General features: G+C 63.6%; 16 protein-coding genes. All 16 read left to right on the top strand.

Features of this window, described 5'->3' with window-relative positions:
• The first annotated feature begins 25 nt into the window (after positions 1-25).
• The 16 genes from KF791_10785 (at position 26) to KF791_10710 (ending at position 19,594) form a co-directional block, all read left to right on the top strand.
• Positions 26-1,444, top strand: a complete 1,419-nt coding sequence (locus KF791_10785; protein ID MBX3733068.1) for a PQQ-like beta-propeller repeat protein — start codon at positions 26-28, stop codon at positions 1,442-1,444.
• A 231-nt stretch (positions 1,445-1,675) separates the two neighbouring features.
• Positions 1,676-2,485, top strand: coding sequence for a rhodanese-like domain-containing protein (locus KF791_10780; GenBank protein MBX3733067.1), 810 nt, complete (start codon positions 1,676-1,678; stop codon positions 2,483-2,485).
• A 25-nt stretch (positions 2,486-2,510) separates the two neighbouring features.
• Positions 2,511-2,738, top strand: coding sequence for a hypothetical protein (locus KF791_10775; protein MBX3733066.1), 228 nt, complete (start codon positions 2,511-2,513; stop codon positions 2,736-2,738).
• 49 nt (positions 2,739-2,787) lie between these two features.
• A complete protein-coding gene (locus KF791_10770) occupies positions 2,788-3,171 on the top strand; it encodes a rhodanese-like domain-containing protein (GenBank protein ID MBX3733065.1) in 384 nt (127 codons plus the stop codon).
• Positions 3,172-3,779: 608 nt separating this feature from the next.
• Positions 3,780-5,429 (top strand): porin, encoded by a 1,650-nt coding sequence (locus KF791_10765; protein MBX3733064.1) that lies wholly within the window; start codon positions 3,780-3,782, stop codon positions 5,427-5,429.
• 12 nt (positions 5,430-5,441) lie between these two features.
• Positions 5,442-6,440: a hypothetical protein gene (locus tag KF791_10760; GenBank protein ID MBX3733063.1), complete on the top strand. Its 999-nt coding sequence runs from the start codon at positions 5,442-5,444 to the stop codon at positions 6,438-6,440.
• Between the two features lie 74 nt (positions 6,441-6,514).
• Entirely contained in the window at positions 6,515-7,600 is a 1,086-nt protein-coding gene (locus KF791_10755; GenBank protein MBX3733062.1) for a hypothetical protein, read from the top strand.
• A gap of 125 nt (positions 7,601-7,725) precedes the next feature.
• Positions 7,726-10,236 carry a BamA/TamA family outer membrane protein gene (locus KF791_10750; protein MBX3733061.1) on the top strand — a complete coding sequence of 837 codons (2,511 nt, stop codon included), beginning with the start codon at positions 7,726-7,728 and terminating at the stop codon, positions 10,234-10,236.
• Complete coding sequence (locus KF791_10745; protein ID MBX3733060.1) at positions 10,236-14,300, top strand: filamentous hemagglutinin N-terminal domain-containing protein; 4,065 nt, start codon at positions 10,236-10,238, stop codon at positions 14,298-14,300. The genes KF791_10750 and KF791_10745 overlap by 1 nt, the downstream gene beginning before the upstream one ends.
• Positions 14,301-14,356: 56 nt before the next feature.
• Positions 14,357-15,199, top strand: a complete 843-nt coding sequence (locus KF791_10740; GenBank protein ID MBX3733059.1) for a MotA/TolQ/ExbB proton channel family protein — start codon at positions 14,357-14,359, stop codon at positions 15,197-15,199.
• An 8-nt stretch (positions 15,200-15,207) separates the two neighbouring features.
• Complete coding sequence (locus KF791_10735) at positions 15,208-15,627, top strand: biopolymer transporter ExbD (protein MBX3733058.1); 420 nt, start codon at positions 15,208-15,210, stop codon at positions 15,625-15,627.
• A gap of 6 nt (positions 15,628-15,633) precedes the next feature.
• Complete coding sequence (locus KF791_10730; protein ID MBX3733057.1) at positions 15,634-16,326, top strand: TonB C-terminal domain-containing protein; 693 nt, start codon at positions 15,634-15,636, stop codon at positions 16,324-16,326.
• On the top strand, positions 16,323-16,745 hold the full coding sequence (locus tag KF791_10725) for a biopolymer transporter ExbD (GenBank protein MBX3733056.1): 423 nt from the start codon (positions 16,323-16,325) through the stop codon (positions 16,743-16,745). Before KF791_10730 ends, KF791_10725 begins: the two co-directional genes overlap by 4 nt.
• Positions 16,746-16,900: 155 nt before the next feature.
• Positions 16,901-17,092 (top strand): YezD family protein, encoded by a 192-nt coding sequence (locus KF791_10720; GenBank protein MBX3733055.1) that lies wholly within the window; start codon positions 16,901-16,903, stop codon positions 17,090-17,092.
• A 114-nt stretch (positions 17,093-17,206) separates the two neighbouring features.
• Complete coding sequence (locus KF791_10715; GenBank protein MBX3733054.1) at positions 17,207-18,172, top strand: sulfate ABC transporter substrate-binding protein; 966 nt, start codon at positions 17,207-17,209, stop codon at positions 18,170-18,172.
• A 141-nt stretch (positions 18,173-18,313) separates the two neighbouring features.
• The gene (locus KF791_10710) at positions 18,314-19,594 is read left to right on the top strand and encodes an amino acid permease (protein ID MBX3733053.1); all 1,281 of its coding nucleotides are present in this window, start codon (positions 18,314-18,316) and stop codon (positions 19,592-19,594) included.
• Positions 19,595-19,936 lie beyond the last annotated feature (342 nt).

The raw sequence follows: 19,936 nt of genomic DNA, 5'->3' as shown, positions 1-19,936 counted from the left end.
TGCGGGGCGGGGCTTCCCTTTACCCATGAATTTAAATTCCTTCACTGCCCTGCTCTCCGGGCTGACGTTTGTTTCCTCAATTCACGCCGGTGACATCGCCCTGGAAAACTGGCCTTCATTTCGAGGTCCCCTGTCCACCGGCGTTGCCCCGCGTGCCAATCCTCCCGTTCACTGGAGTGAGTCGTCCAACGTCCTGTGGAAGGTGGCCATTCCCGGGGCGGGGAATGCCTCCCCCGTCGTCTGGGGGGACCAGGTCTTCGTTCTAACTGCAATCCCGACCGGAACGAAGGGGACGCAAGAGCCGCAGGTCGAGGCCAAGCCCGGAAACCGGTCACTGGCCGCGAGTCCGGCTGCCGGTACGGGCGCGGTGGGAGCGTCGGGTCGTGGCGGCGGCGGTGGTGGCAGTCGCGTCCAGGTCGAGCAACCCGATGACGTACACGTGTTCGCGGTGATTGCCTACGACCGGGCCACGGGCCAGGTCCGGTGGCAGCGGGACGCTCGAACGGAGCTTCCGCATGAAGGGCATCACAAGGATCACGGGTATGCGTCCGCATCCCCCGTGACCGACGGCGAGGTGTTGATCGCCCATTTTGGGTCGCGCGGTCTCTACGCCTACGACCTTGGGGGAAAGTTGCTGTGGACGAAGGAACTGGGGCATCTGACGACCCGCAACGGCTTTGGGGAGGGAAGTTCCCCGGCCCTGCACGGCGATGCCGTCGTCGTGGTGTGGGATCATGAAGGCGATGACTTCATCGTCGCCTTCGACAAACGGACCGGGAATGAACTCTGGCGCAAGCCGCGCGAGGAAAGCACCAACTGGACGACCCCGTTGATCCTCGACCACGACGGGTCCTCCCAGGTGATCGTCAACAGCGGCAACATGGTTCGTAGCTACAACCTTGCCGACGGGGCCACGATTTGGGAGGCGGGTGGGCAGACCCAGAATGCCGTACCGACCCCGGTGCCCGGGCATGGGCGGGTGTACGTGACCAGCGGATGGCGCGGCGGGGCGCTCCAGGCGATCACGCTCGGACGGCAGGGCGACCTTACGGGGACGGACGCGATCGCGTGGTCCCACAACAAAAGCACGCCGTACGTGCCATCGCCCCTGCTGTATGGAGATCAGCTCTACTTTTTCGCCAATAACAACGCGCAGCTTTCCATCTTCGACGCCCGGGAGGGAAGGGCCCTGGTGGAGGCGGAGCGCCTGGACGGCATCTTCGGCATCTATGCCTCTCCCACCGGTGCTGCTGACCGCGTTTATGTCACCGGCCGGAACGGCGTCGTCTGGGTGCTGAAAAACGGTACCGAACTTGAGGTGCTCGCAAGGAATTCGCTTGATGACGGCTTCGACGCGACACCCGCCCTGGTCGGCCGGGAAATTTATCTCCGGGGCAAGCAAAACCTATACGCACTGGCGGATACCGGTGAGTCACGCCGGTGAAGATGTCTCCCAGTCTCAGGATGCACGCGATGCACGAGAACGTTCGTTATCTGGCGCCCGCTGGCGAAACCGATCGCCCGGTGGATGTGCGGGGCAGGGCGACGAAGTCTCGAAGCAATCGAACCTCTGCCGCAGCCACCAGCCCCCAAGACACCAGGACCCCGGCAAAAGACTCCTCACTCGATTCCACAAAGCTCCGGTCCCGACATCATTGACCCGTCTTCCCCTTCCATGAAGAGCGCCTACAAACTTACCCTGCTCGCCGCCCTATTGACGGCGGCCGCACCCAAAACCAGCACTTTGGCACAAGAGGTCAACGGCAACTGGATCTGGATCACCCCCGGACGCAACGGTGCGCCGGACAAGGAGAGCATTCTCAGCCTGAAGCCGGAGGGCGCCCATCTGACCGGGAAGATTTCCGCGCCGGGACCGGATGGGAAGCCATTCGACACCCCGATTGCCAACGGGAGTGTCCACGGGGACCGGATATCGTTCGATGTGATCCGCCGGGCGAACGGCGGTGCGACCACCAACGCGTACGCCGGAAAGGTGTCTGCAGACCGAATCACAGGAACGATCTCGTTCACCCGCGGCGGTGCATCCCAATCCCGCGCCTGGGAGGCCCGCAACAATGGCGGCCGCTCCGAGGCCGCCGCTGTCCCGCCGCCCAGGCCCGGCTACAACGAGCAGGGCTACAAGATCGTCAACGAAACACGGTTCAAGGATCTTTCGGTGGAGGAGATCGAGAAATATCTCGCCGACCATCCCGACGCAGTGATCCTCGACCTTCGACCGGCGGCGGCCTATGCCGCCGGACACCTGAAAGGCGCGGTGAACCTGGATGTCACGGACGACAACCATTACAAGGACGCCCTCAAGCCGCTCGACAAGAGGCGTCGCTACGTCGTGCACAGCGTCACCGGCCACTACCGGACCGTGCGCGCCCTCGAGTATTTCGAGGCGAATGGTTTTGAGCATGCGGTCGCGATCGAGGGCGGATACCAAGCCTGGGTGGCGGCGGGCAAACCGGTGGTGAAATGAAGCAAAACAGCGGCACCTGGCTGTCATGAAACCAATCGAGCTGCCGCGGTGGACCGTGTTCGGACGCTGGCGTCCGGAGGAAGTGCGGGCGATCGCGGAGTGGCTTGCCGTGGTCCTGATCATCGCCGCGGCGGCAGCCTGCATCTGGGGGGGCGCCCGCCACGCGGCCCGACTGCGATCCGGCATTGCGGTGGAACTGCGGGACGCGCCCGTGGATCCGGACGCCTCCTTGGCCGAGTATTTTGCCCGTTGATGGCACCGCGGTCCCCCAGTCCCTTGGATTCTCGCCCTTTCAACATCTCATGAAGGCCTCCTTACTTCGGGTTGCGACCCTTCCCTCAGCTCCGGCCGCCCCGATCGCGAAGGTGCGCGCCATCAACCCCTCGGAGGTCGAGGCGTTGGTCGCCGGAAATGAGACCGTGATCATCCTTGATGTCCGAACTCCGTCGGAGCGCTCGGCGGGCTTCTTTGCGGGCTCCACCAATGTGGATTTCCGGGCCGCCGACTTTCAGGACCAGTTGGCCAGTTTCGATCGGTCGAAGACCTACGTCGTCCATTGCGTTCGCGGTCAGAAGAGGACCTCCGACACGGTCGCGGCACTGGACCAACTCGGCTTCACCAACGTCCTCGCCCTCGAAGGCGGATACGAGGCCTGGTTGCGGGATGGGAAGCCGGTCGAGAAATGACCGTTTTCGCCGCCCCCCCTGGAGCCCTCGAGGTGGGTTGAGGATCCGGGGCGGATCCGAGTTTTCCGTCGGGCACCTTGAACGCCGACTGTACGGAATGGACAGCCTCGCCCCCTGGTGATCTCGATTTGCAAATCCAACCAGCTTAATGGCTTGCATGCTGCCTGAATTCCAGTGCTCCCCATTCCGAAGCTGGTGGATTTGCCATTCAGAACGTGCTCCGATCCCGAAAATGCAGCCAGAACTGTCCGTCGCATGGGAATCCTCAAGATGTCTATGCAGATTCGATTCATTTAAAACTCCATTGACATTGTAGAGTATCTCTTGGAGTCTGCTCGCGTGTTCGGCATACACGAGACGGCGTTCGTGGTTCAGACCGTGAATCCAAAGGAGGGATATTTCTCTTTGGGAGTCTTGGATTATTGCCGAGGTGGAGCCGCCGCCGACAAGGCTGCAGCCAACCAGCGGATCGGGCGCCCGAAGCGCCTCTGCTGATTCCGTTAATCGAAGGTTCACTGATTCCATCCTCAACCCGCCCGTAATCCTTGAATTCACGACATTGTAAGTGGATTTTGTCAAGCATACTGGCCTTTGTCGCTTGGGTTTCAGTGACCACATTCGCTGCCGATTCTGCGACGAGGCCCGAGTCGCCGGTGGTGCAGAGCAGCCTCGCCGAAGCTCCCCGCGCATCCGGATCTGCGACCGACGATCTGCTGCGACGTCAGGCAGAACTGATCCAAAAGCTCTCCGAGCGGCTCGAACAGGTGGAACGGCAACAGCAGGCCCAAGCGGCGTCCACCGAGCAATCGCGGGCGGCTGAAGTCGAGGTGCTGTTGCGGCGCATCGCCGAACTTGAAGGAAAGGTGGCGTCCATTGAGGAGGGGCGGCTGCTGCCCGAGATCGCCGTGGAGCCAGCAGACGCTCCCTCCCCGGAGGCATTGGACCAGAAGATCCGGGTCCTTGAACGCAACACCGAACTCGCGACCGAGGCGGCCGAGGAGCGTGCCCGCCAGCAACCGCAGCTTCAGGTGGGACCCGCCGGGGTCTACCTCCGGTCGGCGGACACCAATTTTGTTCTCCGGCTGCGGGCCCTGTTTCAGGTGGATTCACGAACGTTCTTCGACGACAACCCGCTCAACGAAGGCAATGACGGGTTCGTCATTCGGCGGGCACGGCCGATCTTCGAGGGGACGGTCTACAGGGATTTCGACTTCACGATCATGCCCGACTTCGGACAGCAGCAGATTCAGCTGTTCGATGCGTACATGAACTACAAGAACCGTCCGGAGCTGCAGCTCCGGGCGGGCAAGTTCAAGGCGCCGGTTGGATTGGAGATGCAGCAGTCTGCTGGAAGTCTCTGGTTCAATGAGCGTTCCCTCGCGACGGATCTGCTGCCCAACCGGGAGGTGGGGCTTCAGTTCTGGGGGCAGATGGAGGACTGGGGGCTCACCTATGCCGTCGGAGTTTTCAATGGTTCCGGGGACGGCGACATCGCCGCGAATCTGGCCTTCGACGACAATCCAGAGTTTGCCGGTCGCGTCTTTGCACAGCCGTTCAAGCAGTCCCGGTTCAAGCCGATCCAAGGGCTGGGTCTTGGACTCGCGGGCACCTACACCCAGGTCAGTTCCAACGCCGCCGGCCTCCCGAACAACATCGGGGGCACGATTCCGGGATATTGGACGGCCGGCCAGCAGCAGTTCTTTGCCTACAACCCGCTGGTTGGCCCCGTGGTGGCTGACGGCGCGCATTGGAGGCTGGCGCCCCAGATGTCGTACTACTGGGGACCGTTCGGATTCATGGGGGAATACAGCACGGCCAACCAGGGAGTATACAACAGCACCACCTTTCGAAGCGCGGCGCTTCAGAACAGGGCCTGGAACATTGCCGGAGAGTGGGTGCTGACCGGTGAGGAGGCGTCGTTCGGTGCCATCACGCCTCGAAGGCCGTTCGACCCAAGGACCGGAGGATGGGGGGCCTGGCAGCTGATGGCCCGGTACGGCCAGTTGGATATTGATGATGAGGCCTTTCGGGGCTTCTCCAATCCGGCGACCTCCGCCAGTGGAGCCCAGTCGTGGTCTGTGGGCGTGAGCTGGTGGCTGAACCGGAACATCAGGATCATGACCAGCTTCTCGTACACGATGTTTGACGGCGGCGGCGCGCCATTCAATCCGGTGGATCCAGGGACCGCAGAACCCCCCGCCACGGTGACCACCCAGCCGGAAAGCGTCTTTCTCACCCGAATGCAGCTCGCGTTCTAAAATTTCCTGCCTATGAAAACAGAAATTAAATCAAGGATTTCAACTGCCTCCGCCATCGCGCTGGGCGGTCTCGTCCTCTCTTCGGGGGTGTCCCAAGCGGCACCCTTTTTGTATGCCCCTGGGGATCTGATCCTCACATTTCGCCAGGTGGGCAACGCCTCGGAGTTCGCGGTCAACATTGGTCCGGCCTCCAATTACAACGCGGTGCCGGAAGGTGCTTCGCTGCCTGTCAACAGTCTGACGGCCGCCCAGTTCGCCCTCGCGTTTCCCTCGATCAATGGGGTCAGTTGGTCGGTGTCCGGCGCGAACCGTCCGCCGGTGGATCCGGGCTTCCCGATCCAGACGCTCTGGGTCTCCTCGCCACGGAACGACCCTGCGGTGCCCGCCATCGCCTGGTTGCGCAAGGGCCAGTTCGTGCAGGGCACCGCGGGCGGTCAGATTGCCGGCGTCGGCATCAACGCCGCCCAGGCCAGCAGCAGTCAGCCGGCCGGTCCCGGAAACACCGAAACCGGTGTCATCATCGCCTCCAACAGCGACTTCGCCTTCTCGCCCGTCCTCGGGGATGGCGGCGATTTCCTGGGGACTTTTCAGGGCGTGGTCGAGGGCATCACTCCGGCAGATTTTGACTCGGATCCGTCCGCGGTGTCGCGGCTCGACTTTTACGAGCTGCTGCCCGGGACCACTGCGGGCGGCACCTTGAACACCCCGGGACGCTACCTTGGTTATTTCGAGCTCAAGCCCGACGCAAGCCTGTCCTTCACCAACATCCCGGAGGCCCCTCCCGCACCGACGATCACTGGGATCACCCGCCTGGGATCGGTCACCGTCGTCTCTTTCCCGACCGTCACGGGCGCCGGATATGTGCTGCGCGCGGTGGACGGCGCCGGACTGGCCTCGCCGATCAACACCTGGGCGAACGCCGGCTCGGTGCCCGGAGACGGCACAGTCCGCTCCATCGAGGACACCAGTGATTCCGATGCCCGCTTCTACGCCGTGGAGGTGCTGCCGTAATGTCCCCGGTCGTCGCAGTGATTTCGCATCCTGATCTCAAACCAATTGCCAAACTAGAAACGAACTTGTCTGTCATGAAAATCAACTCATTGAAAAACATACTGCTGATGGGCGCGGTGCTCATCGCCGCCAGTCTCCAGGCGCAGGTGGACATCAACCTCTCGGGCGCGGTGGCGTTCCGGGAGACCTCCTATCGGGCGATCCGGTCCATCTTCGGACCCAACCTCGTTTCCCAGAATCCGGCGGACGGGCCCGCGACGCCCAACGAGTTGAAACTCGTGTGGACCGGAACCATACCGGGGCTTTTCGGCAATCAGCCGGTGACCCTTCGTGCGTTTTACAACGGAGCCAACGCGGGCATCCAGGACCTGACACAGAATCGGAATGTCCAGTTCCTGGCCTCCGCCATTCCGGGCGACACCAACGTCGTGAATCTCCCGGCGGACCTCGCCTATTCATCGGTCTTCCAGCGTTCGACAATCTTCACGACCCCGGTGCTGGAGGACGTGCGATTCGGCGTGACTCCGGTCTACTTCGTGAAGAGCACGACGGCACCGGCGGGACTGACCAACATCACGTCCCAACAGTACCGGACGCTGGCGGCGAACGGCTCCGTGCCGGGCTGGTTCCTGACCGGAAACACGAACGATACGGAACTGGTGTATTTTGTGAATCGCGATCCAACGGCCGGACAGCGGACGATCACCCAGCGCGAGAGCGGGTTCACCGGGAACCCCATCTTCTACACTTGGGACGCCTCCATCGGGCAGTTTGTCATTGATCCCACCGGTCGCACGGCCACCCAGATCCGCGACCTGCTCAATGTCTCGGGTCCGGCTGTCAGCTACCTGACCGGGATTGATGCGTTCAACGTGAATGGAGGAGCCAATATTCTTGCGTTCAACGGCAGGACGGCCTTCGTCGGGGCCTACTCCGAGGTGAGCAACAATTTCGACCCGGTCACCTCCGGGACGTATTCCCAGTGGGGCTATGAACATATCTTCAATCGCCCGACCGCCTCGGCCAACATCAAGGCCTTTCGGGATCGGTTGATTGAGGCCATTGATATTGACCTCGCCACCTCGGCCTTCTCGATTCCCATCTCCCGGATGAATGTGGAGCGTGCTGCTGAGGGTGGACCTATTTCGCCCATCGAGTAGAGCGGAGGACCGGGCAAACGCCCAGATGCTGTTGGCAGGTGACCAGCACTTCACAAGGCTTGGGAAGCCCACTTGGGCAGATCCGGAGCGCGTGCCGAGGGAACGATTCCTGCGGCACGCCCCGGTTGCTGCGCGTCCGCTTTCCGTGGGGGCCGCGCCGGGGGGGCTCTCTGACCTGGAGGCTGTTCGCGATCTGCATTGTCCTTGGGTTCGCTCTGGCGGAGGACCCTGCGGCGCGGCCCCGGGGGTTCCGGATTGATGGGTATGAGGTGCGGGATGGGTCGCTGGACCCCCGGGTTCTGGAAACTGCAATGGCGCCTGCGACCGGCACGAATGTCACCCTGGCAGAGATCCGTTCGGCCCTGTTGCGCCTTCGGGATTCCTTGCGAGCCCAGGGGTATCCGCTGGCGGCCGTCACACTGCCCCGTCAGCCGTTGACCAACGGGATCGTTGTCGTGGAAGTGCGCAACGGACCCGCCGGGACCACCGGCGCGGCGGTGGGGTCGGATGTCCAGACGGAAGCGACGCGCTCGGTGGAAGCGACGCCCCCGGAGCCCGCACGGCGCCGCGTTCCCGGGTTCGACATTCGGCATTTTGTGGTTCGGGGCAACACCGCCCTGTCTGCCGAGGTGCTGGACGAACTTCTGGGCCCTGCTTCTGGCTCAGACGTGACGATCGAAGAACTGAGTATCGTGCTCCGGCGTCTGCGCGATGCGTACCGGGCGCAGGGATATCCCTCAGCGACGATCCTGGTGCCGCAGCAGGTGCTGACCGACGGCACAGTGTCCCTGGTCGTTCGTGAAGGACGGCCTGCAGTGGCGCGAACGGCGCCGTCGTTGCTGGACGAGGTTCCGGAGGTGCCGAAGTCCACGACGCAGGCGGGGCCGACGTTTGAGGTGCGGCGCTTTGAAGTTCTGGGCAACACGGTGTTGCGTCCCGAGATGCTGCAATCATTTTTCACCAATGCCGTCGGCCCGAATGTAACTTTGCCTCAAATTCAGAAGGCTCTGGGAGATCTCCAGATGGAATACCGGGAGCGGGGCTATGCCACGGTTTCGGTTGGATTGCCACAGCAGCAACTGGCCGACGGGGTGGTCAAGGTCCAGGTGACGGAGGGGCTACTGACGGACATTCGCGTCACAGGTAACCGCCGCTTCAGCTCCAACAATGTGATGCGCGCCCTGCCCAGTCTGAGAACCAATGCGCTCGTCAACAGCCGGGTCTTCCAGCGGGAATTGGATCAGGCGAACCAGAATCGGGACCGGCAGATCTACCCCACCCTCGGACCCGGACCGGACCCCGGCACGAGTTCCCTCGAATTGCGCGTCAAAGATCGCCTGCCGCTGCATGCGCGGATGGACGTAGACAACTACGCCACGCCGCGGACGCCCATGTGGCGGATCAATGCATCGGCCCAGTACAACAACCTGTGGCAGTTGGAGCATCAGGTGGGCATCTCGTACGGGTTCAGTCCCCAGCAGTACAAGGATCCATCGCCGGAGCCGGACCTGCTGTTGAATCGTCCGCTGATCTCCTTCTTCAGCGCCTATTACCGGCTCCCTCTGGGGGGACCGGAGTCCGTGGATAAGCTGATCAACGCGTCCACGACTTTCGGGTACAGCGAGGCGACCCGGCAGTTTGTCCTGCCGCCGGCCGGGTCGCGTCCGGAGCTTATTTTCTTTGGCAGCGCGGCGCCGTTGGACACCGGGGTTCAGTACGGGCCAGAGCAGATTGTCACCCAGACGCCGCTCCTGACCATCGTTTCCCAGGACACGGGCCAGAATCTCACGTGGGCGGACAACGTCGGAACCCAGTACAGTCACCCGTGGGTCTTGAGCGACACACGCCGCCTGGGCGCCGCGGTCGGACTCGACTGGAAGCGCTTCGTTCAGGAGAGCTTCAACACCAACAACTTCACCATCACCACCGTGGTGACCAATTCGCAGGGGTCGCAGACCATTGTGACCCGGGTCTCCTCGCCCCAGCCCAGCCGGCGTTCCGAGGTGACCTACCTGCCGCTGAACGCGGGCGGTAATTTTTCGATGAGCGATCGCTTGGGAACGCTCTCCGGGACGTTGGGCATGAGCGCGAATTTCGTGGGGAACAACGAGGATTTTCAAAGGGTGGCCGGCGCACGCCGGGCGAAGGCGGACTATGGCAGGGGGAACGTGTCGCTGGTCCGGGACCAGAAGCTTCCCGGCAACTGGTCCTTGTTGGTGCGGGGCAGCGGACAAGGAGCGACGGGACCGCTGATCGGAAACGAACAGTTTTCCGTGGGAGGGATCAACAGTGTGCGCGGCTATTTTGAGGGCGAGGTGTTTGGAGACTCCGGCTGGTTCGCGAGCGGGGAAATCCGCAGCCCCTTCCTGGTGACCACGGTTCCCGCATGGTCCGGCGACGTGCCGGCGTGGATTCGGGGGTCGTTCTTCATTGATTCCGGCCAGGCGTTCCTCGTGGACCGGGGGGAGTCCGGCGAGGCGATCCGCCAGTTGCTTTGGGGTGCCGGTTTTGGAGTTTCGGTGAACGTCAACCAGCACGCCTTTCTGCGCTTCGCCCTCGCCTGGCCTTTCGTAGACACGTTGAATGTCACGGCAGGCGATGCGCGGGCCTACGTGACCCTTGAAGGACAATTCTAATGAAAATCGCATCCCAACGCCCGGGAACACCGGGAACGGTGACCTTGCTGCTGGCCAATGCCGTCGCCTGGGCACCGGTCGCCTGGTCGAATCCGGCAGGAATGACCGTCCAGAGCGGGTCCGCCAGCCTGACGATCCAGGGGGCTCAGACGACGATCAACGCGTCGCACAACGCCGTCTTGAACTGGCAGCAATTCAACATCGCACCGGGGGAGACGACCACCTTCGTGCAGCCGTCCGCCCAGTCCATCGTCTGGAATCACATTCACGACAGCCAGCCCTCCCAAATCTGGGGCAATCTGAATGCCAACGGCGTGGTGGTCCTCATGAACGGCGCTGGATTCCATTTTGGCCCCGACGCATTTGTCAGCACGGCGGGACTTGTGGTTTCGACCGCCCCTGCCATTCCGATGGAATCGGGGTCGGGTCCCTTCTGGCAGTTTCAAGGCCTGCCCCCGTCGGCTTCGATCGTCAACTACGGCCGGATCCGGATCGGGGAGGCCGGCTCAGCGTTTCTGATCGCCGAGCGCGTTGAAAACCACGGCGAAATCGCGGCGCCGGGAGGGCGGATTGGGCTGCTGGCTGCGCGTGAAGTGTTGATTTCGGAGCGTCCGGATGGGCGCGGCCTTTCGGCGGCGGTTTCCCTGCCGGAGGGCGCGGTGAATCAGGCCGGCCGGCTCGTTGCCGATGCCGGCACGGTGGCCCTCCATGCCCGGGTCGTGAATCAGGACGGTTTGATCCAGGCCAATTCTGTCCGCGAACGCAACGGGGTGATCGAATTGATTGCCTCGGATTCGGTAACTCTGGGCGCCTTGTCAGCGATGAGTGCCTCCGGGGGAGGCGAGGGAATCAGCAACGGGGGAAAAATCATCATCCAGTCCGAGCGATCCTTCTCGGATGCCCCCACCTCCACGCTGGCAGTCCGGGGCGGAAGTGAAGGTGGCAACGGAGGGTTCGTCGAAGTGTCGGCACCCGAGATGCCGGCCATCCGTTCGACCTTGGAGGGCTCCGCGGCATCCGGAGGTGCCGGTGGCCGGCTCCTGATTGATCCGGTGGACATCGTCATCGGCCAGTCGGGAGGCGGAAGCGCCGGCGGCGGTACTGTCGGTGCCGATGATCCGCCGACCACCCTTTTTCTGGACGTGAACACAGCGTTTATCGGGTTTGCCCAGATTGAACTTCAGGCGACTCGCGACATTACGATCGCTGCAGGCACGCTTTGGGACCTTGCGGCCAGCACGGGGCAGAGCGCTCCAGGGAGCCGGCTTTCGCTCGAGGCGGGCAACAACGTTTCCATCGCCGACGGCGCGGGGATTCTTGCCGGAGAGCATTGGTCGGTCTCCCTTGCGGCCGGGCGGGATTTCTCGACGCCCGATGGCATTGTCCCGGTTGCGGTGGTGCCCAACCAGCCGCGTCCCCGGCAGCATTCCGTATTTTTCGAAGGTGCCGGGTTTCTGGAATCCGCCAACGGGGCCGTCGAGATTCGCGCGGGTCTCGATGTGACCGTGGCGGGCGGATTCGTGCGCTCCACGAGCGGAGGTTCCATTTCGGTGGAGGCCCTGGGAGGCAACATCAACACGGGAACTCGCGCCAACGGATTCATCTTCACCCGGAACGGCTATGAGATCAGCCCGGACCTGGGCGGAATCAGCACCCGCAATGGCGGGGACGTCACCTTGTCGGCGGGGCAGAATGTCATCAGCCACCTGCCCGTGGCGGGCGGTGTCCAGTCGAACGCCGGCAGCGGCGCCTTCGGCGCGGCGCCCGGCAACGTGACGGTGACTGCCGGGCAGGATGTGGCGGGCCACTACGTGGTCCGGAACGGCCTGGGCACAATCCACGCGGGACGCGATGCCGGCACGCCGTCGCGATTGCTGGCGCTGAGCCTGATCAGCGGCGGGTGGACGGTGACCGGTGGTCGCGACGTGCTGCTGCAGGAGGTGCGGAATCCGAACGGGATGTTCAACAACCTGGGCGCGAGCACCGCGGCCAATCGTCACCGTTTCGACTACGCGCCGGACGCCTTCGCGTCGCTGACGGCGGGGCATTCGATCCAGTTGCGGGGGACCGCGTTGCCCCGGTATCTCGACACGTTCTCACAGGGGATGTCGCCGATCTACCCGGGCACGCTTGAGATGACCGCCGGCGCCGGCGGTGTGCTCTTGGGCAATGACGTGACTCTTTTCCCTTCACCGGTGGGCAACCTCCGGGTGACCATCCGGGACGGTGGATCGCTCACGGGAACCAAGCCGGGCGAACTGGTTTCCCTTGTGATGTCCGACAGCGGGGAGACCCGATATCGCTCTTTCGGTGACTTCGGCATTAACGACCACGCCGCGGTGCCACTGCACCTCGAAAGCACGGAACCGGTCCGATTGGACATCGCAGGGGGGATGCAGAACGTGCTCCTTGGAGCTCCGAAGCGTGCGGTGGTCATGGTGGGTGGCGACATGGTGAACAGCCGCTTCAGCGGTCAGAACCTGCGTCCAGATGATGTGACGTCCATCGCAGTCGCCGGAGACATCATCAACCGGAACGACTTCACCAGCGCGCCGCTTGCGGAGAAGCCAAATTTCTTCCTGTTCGACTTTGTTTTTCCGGCACTGACCGGGGATGCGGAGGGCATGCAAACCCTGCTCTTTTACGATGAGAAGAACCAGGTGATCACCTACCAGGGACGCATGAGCGGCAGCCAGCGCGAGACCCTGCTCAAGCTGCCGGTGCAGGTGTTTGATGCCAATGGCCAGCCGGTCTTTCTGCCCAATGGGGAACCCCAGACCCAGTTCGTTGAGTTCCTGCCGGCGGATGTGGTCGAGGCCCTGTACGTCCAGAGCCAGGACGTCCCCTTGAATCCGGACACCGGATACCGGATCGGCGGCGGTGGTTCCTTCGATCTCACCGCCCGCAATCTCGACCTGGGGGCCACGGCCGGGATCGTCTCCTACGGCCCCCGGGCGAATGCGGCTCTCGCCAATTATTTCACCCGTGGTGCAGATGTGAGCGTGGTGCTCTCGGGCAACCTCGACATGTTCTCGACGACGATTTCGTCGTTGAACGGTGGCAACGTCACCGTGGTTTCGGACGGTGACGTGAACGTGGGGTCGCGGGATTTTCGGGCCAGCGACCAGTTTGCGCGCGGCATTTTTACGGTGGACCCGAGCGACGTCACGGTGATCGCGCGGGGCAACATTGATGTCAACGGGTCGCGGATCGCGGGGTATGACGGGGGGAGTGTCCTTGTTCGTTCCCTCGAAGGAAATGTGGATGCCGGGACCGGCGGTTCCGGTTCGGCGACGGTGGAGAAGATCTACGTGGACCCGGTGACCCGAGCGATCCGCACGTACGCTCCGACGATTCCCGGGAGCGGCATCCTGGCGACCACCTTTCCGCCTCCTCTGGACACCGCGTTTCCGCCCTCCCGCAACCTCGTTGGCGACATTACGGTCGAGACGCCCCGCGGGAACATCACGGCCAGTGCGGGCGGAGTGGTGCAGTTGCCGCTGAACGGAATCGGCGAGCGGTCCGGAACGGTCATGTTGAACGCGGGCACGCGGGACGAGTCGGGCGCCGTGATCCACGAGGGCAGCATTGACGCCGGGGGCTCCGGGGTGATCGGCAGCAACGTCAAGCTGGAGGCCACCGGCGACATCACGGGCCTGGTGTTTGCCCGCGACAACATTGATCTGAATGCACAGCAGAGCGTGAACGTGACCGCGCTGGCCCAGGGGAGCGTCAGCGTCAACGCAGGGGGCAGCGTCTCCGGAACAATTGTCGGCGTAGGGAGCGTCAACGCGAGCGGTGCGAGCGTGGACGCATCCCTGTTGTCGCAAAACGTGACCGCCACCGGCGATGTGTCTTCGGCGCAGGTCGGCTTCTCCCAGGGGACGGCCGCGGCGGGTGCGAGCCAGAGCCTTCAGGCCGACGACGGCACCCGGAAAGCCGGGACCGATGACAAGAAGTCCGAAGAGGATGACGGCCTTCTGAGGCGGTTGGCCGGCGGGCCCCGCCTGACCCGCACGGTGGGGCGGGTGACGGTCGTCCTCCCCACATCGCAACCCAATTAATTGGCGGCACGCCGCCCCAAGGCCTTCCATGATTCGAACCTCTGAACCCGTGTGATATGACGATCCATTCCCTCGACCCGCTGCTGGCTTCCGGCGCCCTTCAGTTTGCCTTCGAAAGAGCCACCCTTGAGGGCAAGATCACCATTGGCACTCTGGTGGTCGTGTCGTTGTTCAGTTGGACGGTCATCCTGAGCAAGGTGCGGCAGCTCTGGGTTGCCCGTAGGGAGGCCCGCAAGTTTTTCAACGCCTATCGGGCCGCCCGGGATCCGCTGGAACTGTCCAGGACGGAGGTTTCATTTGATGGCGCACCGGCCTACCACCTCTATCTCGCCGGCTCCGAGGAGCTTGCCTACCATCTCGAGCATCACGCCGTGACGCTGGACGGCCGCCGGCGTGTCAGCGGGGCCTCCTTCGATTCGGTCAAAGTCGCGCTGGAGCGCACAGCCAGCGCCGAGGCGCTGGCATTGGAAAAGGGCATGGTCGTGTTGTCCACCGCGGTCGCGGGTGGACCGTTCATCGGGCTCCTCGGCACCGTCTGGGGCGTCATGGAGACCTTCTCCGGCGTCGCGAGAGCCAATTCCGCGAGCCTGACGGCGATGGCCCCGGGCGTGGCGGGAGCCCTGATCGCCACCGTCGTCGGCCTCATGGTGGCGATCCCGGCGATGTTTGCCTACAACTTCATGGTGACCAGCATTCGGGCGATCACCCAGGAGCTCGACAATTTTGCGTCCGAGTATGCCACGGCGCTGGAGCACGCGTATGTGGACAACCGGCCGCTGGCTGAGGAGTTGGCGGCGTCGAATCGGATTCTGGCGGAGCAATTGGAGCGCTCCAACGAATCCCTGGGGCGCCGCATCGAGTCGGCATTACGCGAGGGAGTCTCCTCGAACCTCGGTTGACGGGGGTCATGAAAAAGTGCTCCCAAACTCATCACCACTCGCTGACGGAGCTCAACATCACGCCGCTCCTGGATCTCGCGTTTGTGCTGCTCGTGATCTTCATCATCACCACCACGCCCATCGTCAATGACCTGGACCTCGATCTGCCGTCTGCGTCCCGCCGTGAGAAGGATCCGCCGCGGAAGGCCAATTATGTAACGGTGGATGGCTCCGGGCGGCTGTACCTGAACAAGCAGGAGGTGGATGAGCTGGCGCTCCACGGGCTTTTGGTGGAGTTGCGGACCGCGGACCCGGATCTGAGCGTGATCGTGCGCGGGGATGCCAAGACCAAGTATGCGCGCATCGTGGGGGTGATGGACATGTTGCAGCAGGCCAACGTGCTGCGGGTGGAGCTGGCGACGGAGCCGCTGGCGCCCGGAGAACTCTGAACGCCAATGGCGGCCCCACGAAGGAAGCGCAGTTCGGCGACGGTCAATCTGATCGTCTCGCTGGTGTTTCATGCCGTGGTGATCCTGGGTCTGGCGTTCCTTGCGGCGCGCGAGGGGCTGCTGGGCAAACAGCTCAAGACCATCGCGGTGACCATGGCCCCGAAGGAAAAGCCTCCGGAGCCCGAGGAGCCCAAGGAGCCCGACAATCCGCCGGAACCTCCTCCTGAGTTACCCCGTGAGGACGTGATTCCCCAGGCGGCGACGCCACCGCCACCGCCGGTGAACGTCGCCCCGCCACCGCCGGCGGCACCGCTCACGGCCCCCCCGGTGGCCCCTCCGCCGGTCGGACTTCCCGCGTTTAACTTTGCGGATGGCGCGAAGGTCGTGGAATCCACCTCGGACCCTGTGGCCCTGTACCGGGGCTACGTCGAGTTCATGCTGCGGTCCCGGTGGGTGCGCCCGGATGGTGTGGCCGACGAGCGGTTTGTTGCCGAGGTGGAGTTCTCCATCGGCCCCGGAGGTGAGGTGGTGGATTCCCGCTGGCAGCGCGGCAGCGGTCATACCGCTTGGGACAACTCTGTGCGGGAGGCGATCCGGTCCACCCGCACCCTGGGGCGTCCGCCTCCCAGGGAGTTTCCCCCCCGGTTCCTGGTGCGCTTCGATGTTGCCGCGGAAGCTGACGCTTCAGGCCTGCCATGAAGAAGACCTCGCGATCGCAACACAGTTCGCTCAACGAGCTGAACATCACGCCGTTGCTCGATCTGGCGTTCGTGCTGCTGGTGATCTTCATCATCACCACGCCCCAGATGGTCAATCACCTGGAGATGAACCTGCCTTCGACGCAGGTGCCTCCGCCGAGTGACCGTCCCCCCGAACCTCCGCACCAGATCCTGGTCACCGCCTCGGGCAGCATCTCCCTCAACGGGCGGGTGCTCACACTGGGGGAACTCCGTGCCAGTCTCGCGGCCCTCCAACAGCAGGACGCCGAGAGACCGTACGTCGTTCGAGGCACCCCGGATGCCGACTATCAGTATGTGGTTCGGGTACTCGACATCCTCCAGCAGTTGGACATCGTCAAAGTGGGGCTCGCCACCGAGACCGGATCTCCCGTGCTTTGAACCGACGTTCGGCGATTTGCGCCCGCCCCAGCCCGCACGCCGCGTCTGCCGGTCGTTGCCGGTTGGCTCGAGAAGTTGTCCGTCCTGCTCGAAATGGACGCCAATTCTAAATTATCTATTGATTCTATAGTTTAAATCGTGTTTGGATCGTGCTCATGGACAAACGAGTGGTCACGCAGGGGGTTGGAGAATCCCAGTCGGTCCCGGTCTGGTTGAATGCCGTTCGACTTCAAGTCGAATCACTCCGCTTTGGCCAGGTGCAGATCGTCGTTCACGACGGCCGCGTGGTGCAGATCGAGAAGGTCGAGAAAATTCGAATTGAATCCCGGCTTGGATCCGGGGAGTGATTCCATCAAGAAACCACGGCCGTGAAACTTGCCCCATTGTTGTTTGCTGACGCAGCCTCTTGCGTCCGCTTCGCCTTCGTTACGCTCCCACTCTGGTTCGCGTGGACCCTTGGGGTGGCGATCGCGGCTCCAAAATCCGTGGAGTTGCTCAACGTTTCCTACGATCCCACACGCGAGCTGTTTGAGGAGTTCAATCGTGCCTTTTCGGCGCATTGGAAGGCGACAACCGGGGATTCCGTCTCGATCCGCATGTCGCACGGAGGGTCTGGCAAGCAGGCCCGTGCGGTGATTGACGGGCTGGCAGCGGACGTTGTGACCCTGGCCTTGGCGGCGGATGTGGACGCCATAGCCGAGCGGTCGCGACAGATTTCGCCTGGCTGGCAGCGCCGGCTTCCCGACAACAGTGCTCCCTATACGTCCACCGTGGTCTTTTTGGTTCGGAAGGGGAATCCAAAGGGCATCGGGGACTGGGAGGATTTGGTCCAGCCCGGAGTCTCGGTGATCACTGCAAACCCCAAGTCCTCGGGGGGGGCTCGTTGGAACTATCTGGCGGCCTGGGGGGCTGCGGCTCGGCGATTCGGGGGGGACACCAATCAGGTCTTTAAATTCATGACCGCACTTTTTGAGCATGTTCCCGTGCTCGACACCGGAGCGCGGGGAGCGACAACGACGTTTACTCAGCGCGGCATTGGCGACGTGCTGATCACTTGGGAGAACGAGGCCTTCCTGTCCCTGGCGGAAAGCGGCGGCGACTCCCTTGAAATGGTGGTGCCGCCCCTGAGCATTCTTGCGGAACCCACGGTCGCGATTGTGGAGAGCGCCGCGAGAAAGCGGGGCACCGAGCAGGTCGCGACCGAGTATCTGAAATACCTCTACAGCGAGGAAGGTCAGGAGATCATCGCGAAGAACCACTACCGCCCCCGTCTCGAATCCGTGGCTGCCCGGTACGCCGGAAAGTTCCCAGCGATTGAGTTCCTGACGATCGATCACGATTTTGGGGGCTGGAGCCGCGCCCAAAAGGATCACTTTGGTGACGGCGGCACGTTTGAACGCGTTCAGACCGCCGGCCGCCGGCGGTAGGCGGCAGGCCCCCCCTCAGGCCGGGATTCGAAATACGGGGTGGAGACGGGGTGCCTTCGGGCATTGGGCTGGCCAGGGTTCCCGCAGATTCCCAGAGTGCCGACCGATTCCGCGGTGCACGCTGTGGAAACGGGTTGCACGATGTCAGAACACCGTCCGTTGGGATTGACGAGCGCCATCGCCCTGGTGGTGGCGGCGATGATTGGGACCGGAGTCTTCACCACGAGCGGCCTGCTGCTGGAGGACCTTCGCTCGCCCGGGGCCGTCCTCGCGGTGTGGGCCCTGGGGGGCGTCATCGCCATGCTGGGGGCGCTCAGCTACGGCGCGTTGGGGCGCCGCCTGCCGGAGTCGGGCGGGGAATACTGGTTCCTGACGCACACCGTCCATCCCGCCGCGGGTTATGTCGCCGGATGGGTCTCCCTGCTGGTCGGGTTTGCCGCTCCGGCGGCGGCTTCGGCATTTGCCTTTGGCCGGTACGTGGCCCCCTGGTTTCCCGGCTCGGACCCGCGGCTCGCCGGGGGGGCGCTGCTCCTGACCTGTGCCGTCCTGCATGCCCTGCCGGCAGGGAAGGCGGCGCGGGTCCAGAGCCTTGGCGTGGGCTGGAATCTGGCCCTGATCCTCGGATTTCTGGCGCTGGCGCTGCCGCGGGTCCGCATCGCATTGCCGGACCCCGGGGACCCAGTCGGGACTGCGGATGCCGCTGCCCGGTTCGGTGTGGCCTTGATCGTGGTTTCCTACAGCTATGCGGGATGGAATGCGGCGGTCTACGTCGGCGGCGAGATCCGCGATCCCGCGCGCAATCTGCCCCGTGCCCTGCTCCTGGGCACGCTGATGGTCACCGCGCTCTACGTGGCCCTCAACTGGGTGTTTGTGTACTCGGCGTCCGTTTCGGAACTCGCCGGGCAGGTGGAGGTGGGCCGGATCGCCGCGGAACAGCTCGGAGGCCCCGCCTGGGGCGCCGCGGTCTCGGCGCTCATCGCGCTGGTCCTGATGATGTCGGTGTCCTCCTTTCTCATGGCCGGACCCCGGGTGGTCGCCCGCATGGCGCGGGATGGCCACCTGCCGCACTGGCTTTCCGCAACCGGGGACGGACCGCCGTGGCGTGCCGTGGTGGCTCAGGCCGCGATCGCCCTGGCGATGCTGGCGACCGTGACGTTTGCGGGACTGCTGACCTATGTGGGATTGACCCTCGGCCTGATGACCGCCGCGACCGTGGGTGGATTGATCCGGATGAGACTCCGGGAAAGGGAGCGGATGCCGGTGCCGGGCTGGCCTTGGGTTCCGGGGTTGTTCCTCCTGGCGGTGCTGGGCAGTTGCGGGGCGACGGTGGTGGAACGTCCGGCCGCCGCCGCTGCAAGCCTGGGCACCGTGGCGCTCGGCCTGGCTGCCTGGCGGTGGCGCGGACGCCGGACGTCCGGGTGATCCGGTCACCCGAAACCCCTTACGGCATTCCGGAGTCCCTCGTTTGCGACCGGTCGCCCCGCAACGGTTCGGGCAGCGCCAGACGTCCCCGCGCGCACAGGGACGGGAGTTCGGGTGAAGTCGTTCATCTCCCGGCACAAAGGGACAGGACAACTTTTGGCGGGGCGACGGGACTACATTCTAAAAATGGGAACTGCTGAATCGGAAGTTGACACCGTTTCAGCCAGACGAAAACCTCCCCATGATTCCGATTCAGATGGAGAACGCTTTGTTCACCAACGACGAAGTGCCCAAACCAAACCTCTACCTCCCTTCGCGCCATGAATGTACCCAGTGGGTTGG

The organism is Verrucomicrobiia bacterium (genome assembly GCA_019634635.1).
Lineage (GTDB): Bacteria > Verrucomicrobiota > Verrucomicrobiia > Limisphaerales > UBA9464 > UBA9464.
Note: the sequence above shows the minus strand (reverse complement) of the source record. Positions and strands in the feature narration are given on the sequence as shown.

Coding starts and splice junctions, on each gene's coding strand:
- KF791_10755 (MBX3733062.1), top strand. CDS start 6,515: ATGAAAATCAACTCATTGAAAAACATACTGCTGATGGGCGCGGTGCTC.
- KF791_10745 (MBX3733060.1), top strand. CDS start 10,236: ATGAAAATCGCATCCCAACGCCCGGGAACACCGGGAACGGTGACCTTG.
- KF791_10770 (MBX3733065.1), top strand. CDS start 2,788: ATGAAGGCCTCCTTACTTCGGGTTGCGACCCTTCCCTCAGCTCCGGCC.
- KF791_10785 (MBX3733068.1), top strand. CDS start 26: ATGAATTTAAATTCCTTCACTGCCCTGCTCTCCGGGCTGACGTTTGTT.
- KF791_10720 (MBX3733055.1), top strand. CDS start 16,901: ATGGACAAACGAGTGGTCACGCAGGGGGTTGGAGAATCCCAGTCGGTC.
- KF791_10760 (MBX3733063.1), top strand. CDS start 5,442: ATGAAAACAGAAATTAAATCAAGGATTTCAACTGCCTCCGCCATCGCG.
- KF791_10710 (MBX3733053.1), top strand. CDS start 18,314: ATGTCAGAACACCGTCCGTTGGGATTGACGAGCGCCATCGCCCTGGTG.
- KF791_10725 (MBX3733056.1), top strand. CDS start 16,323: ATGAAGAAGACCTCGCGATCGCAACACAGTTCGCTCAACGAGCTGAAC.
- KF791_10735 (MBX3733058.1), top strand. CDS start 15,208: ATGAAAAAGTGCTCCCAAACTCATCACCACTCGCTGACGGAGCTCAAC.
- KF791_10730 (MBX3733057.1), top strand. CDS start 15,634: ATGGCGGCCCCACGAAGGAAGCGCAGTTCGGCGACGGTCAATCTGATC.
- KF791_10780 (MBX3733067.1), top strand. CDS start 1,676: ATGAAGAGCGCCTACAAACTTACCCTGCTCGCCGCCCTATTGACGGCG.
- KF791_10740 (MBX3733059.1), top strand. CDS start 14,357: ATGACGATCCATTCCCTCGACCCGCTGCTGGCTTCCGGCGCCCTTCAG.
- KF791_10775 (MBX3733066.1), top strand. CDS start 2,511: ATGAAACCAATCGAGCTGCCGCGGTGGACCGTGTTCGGACGCTGGCGT.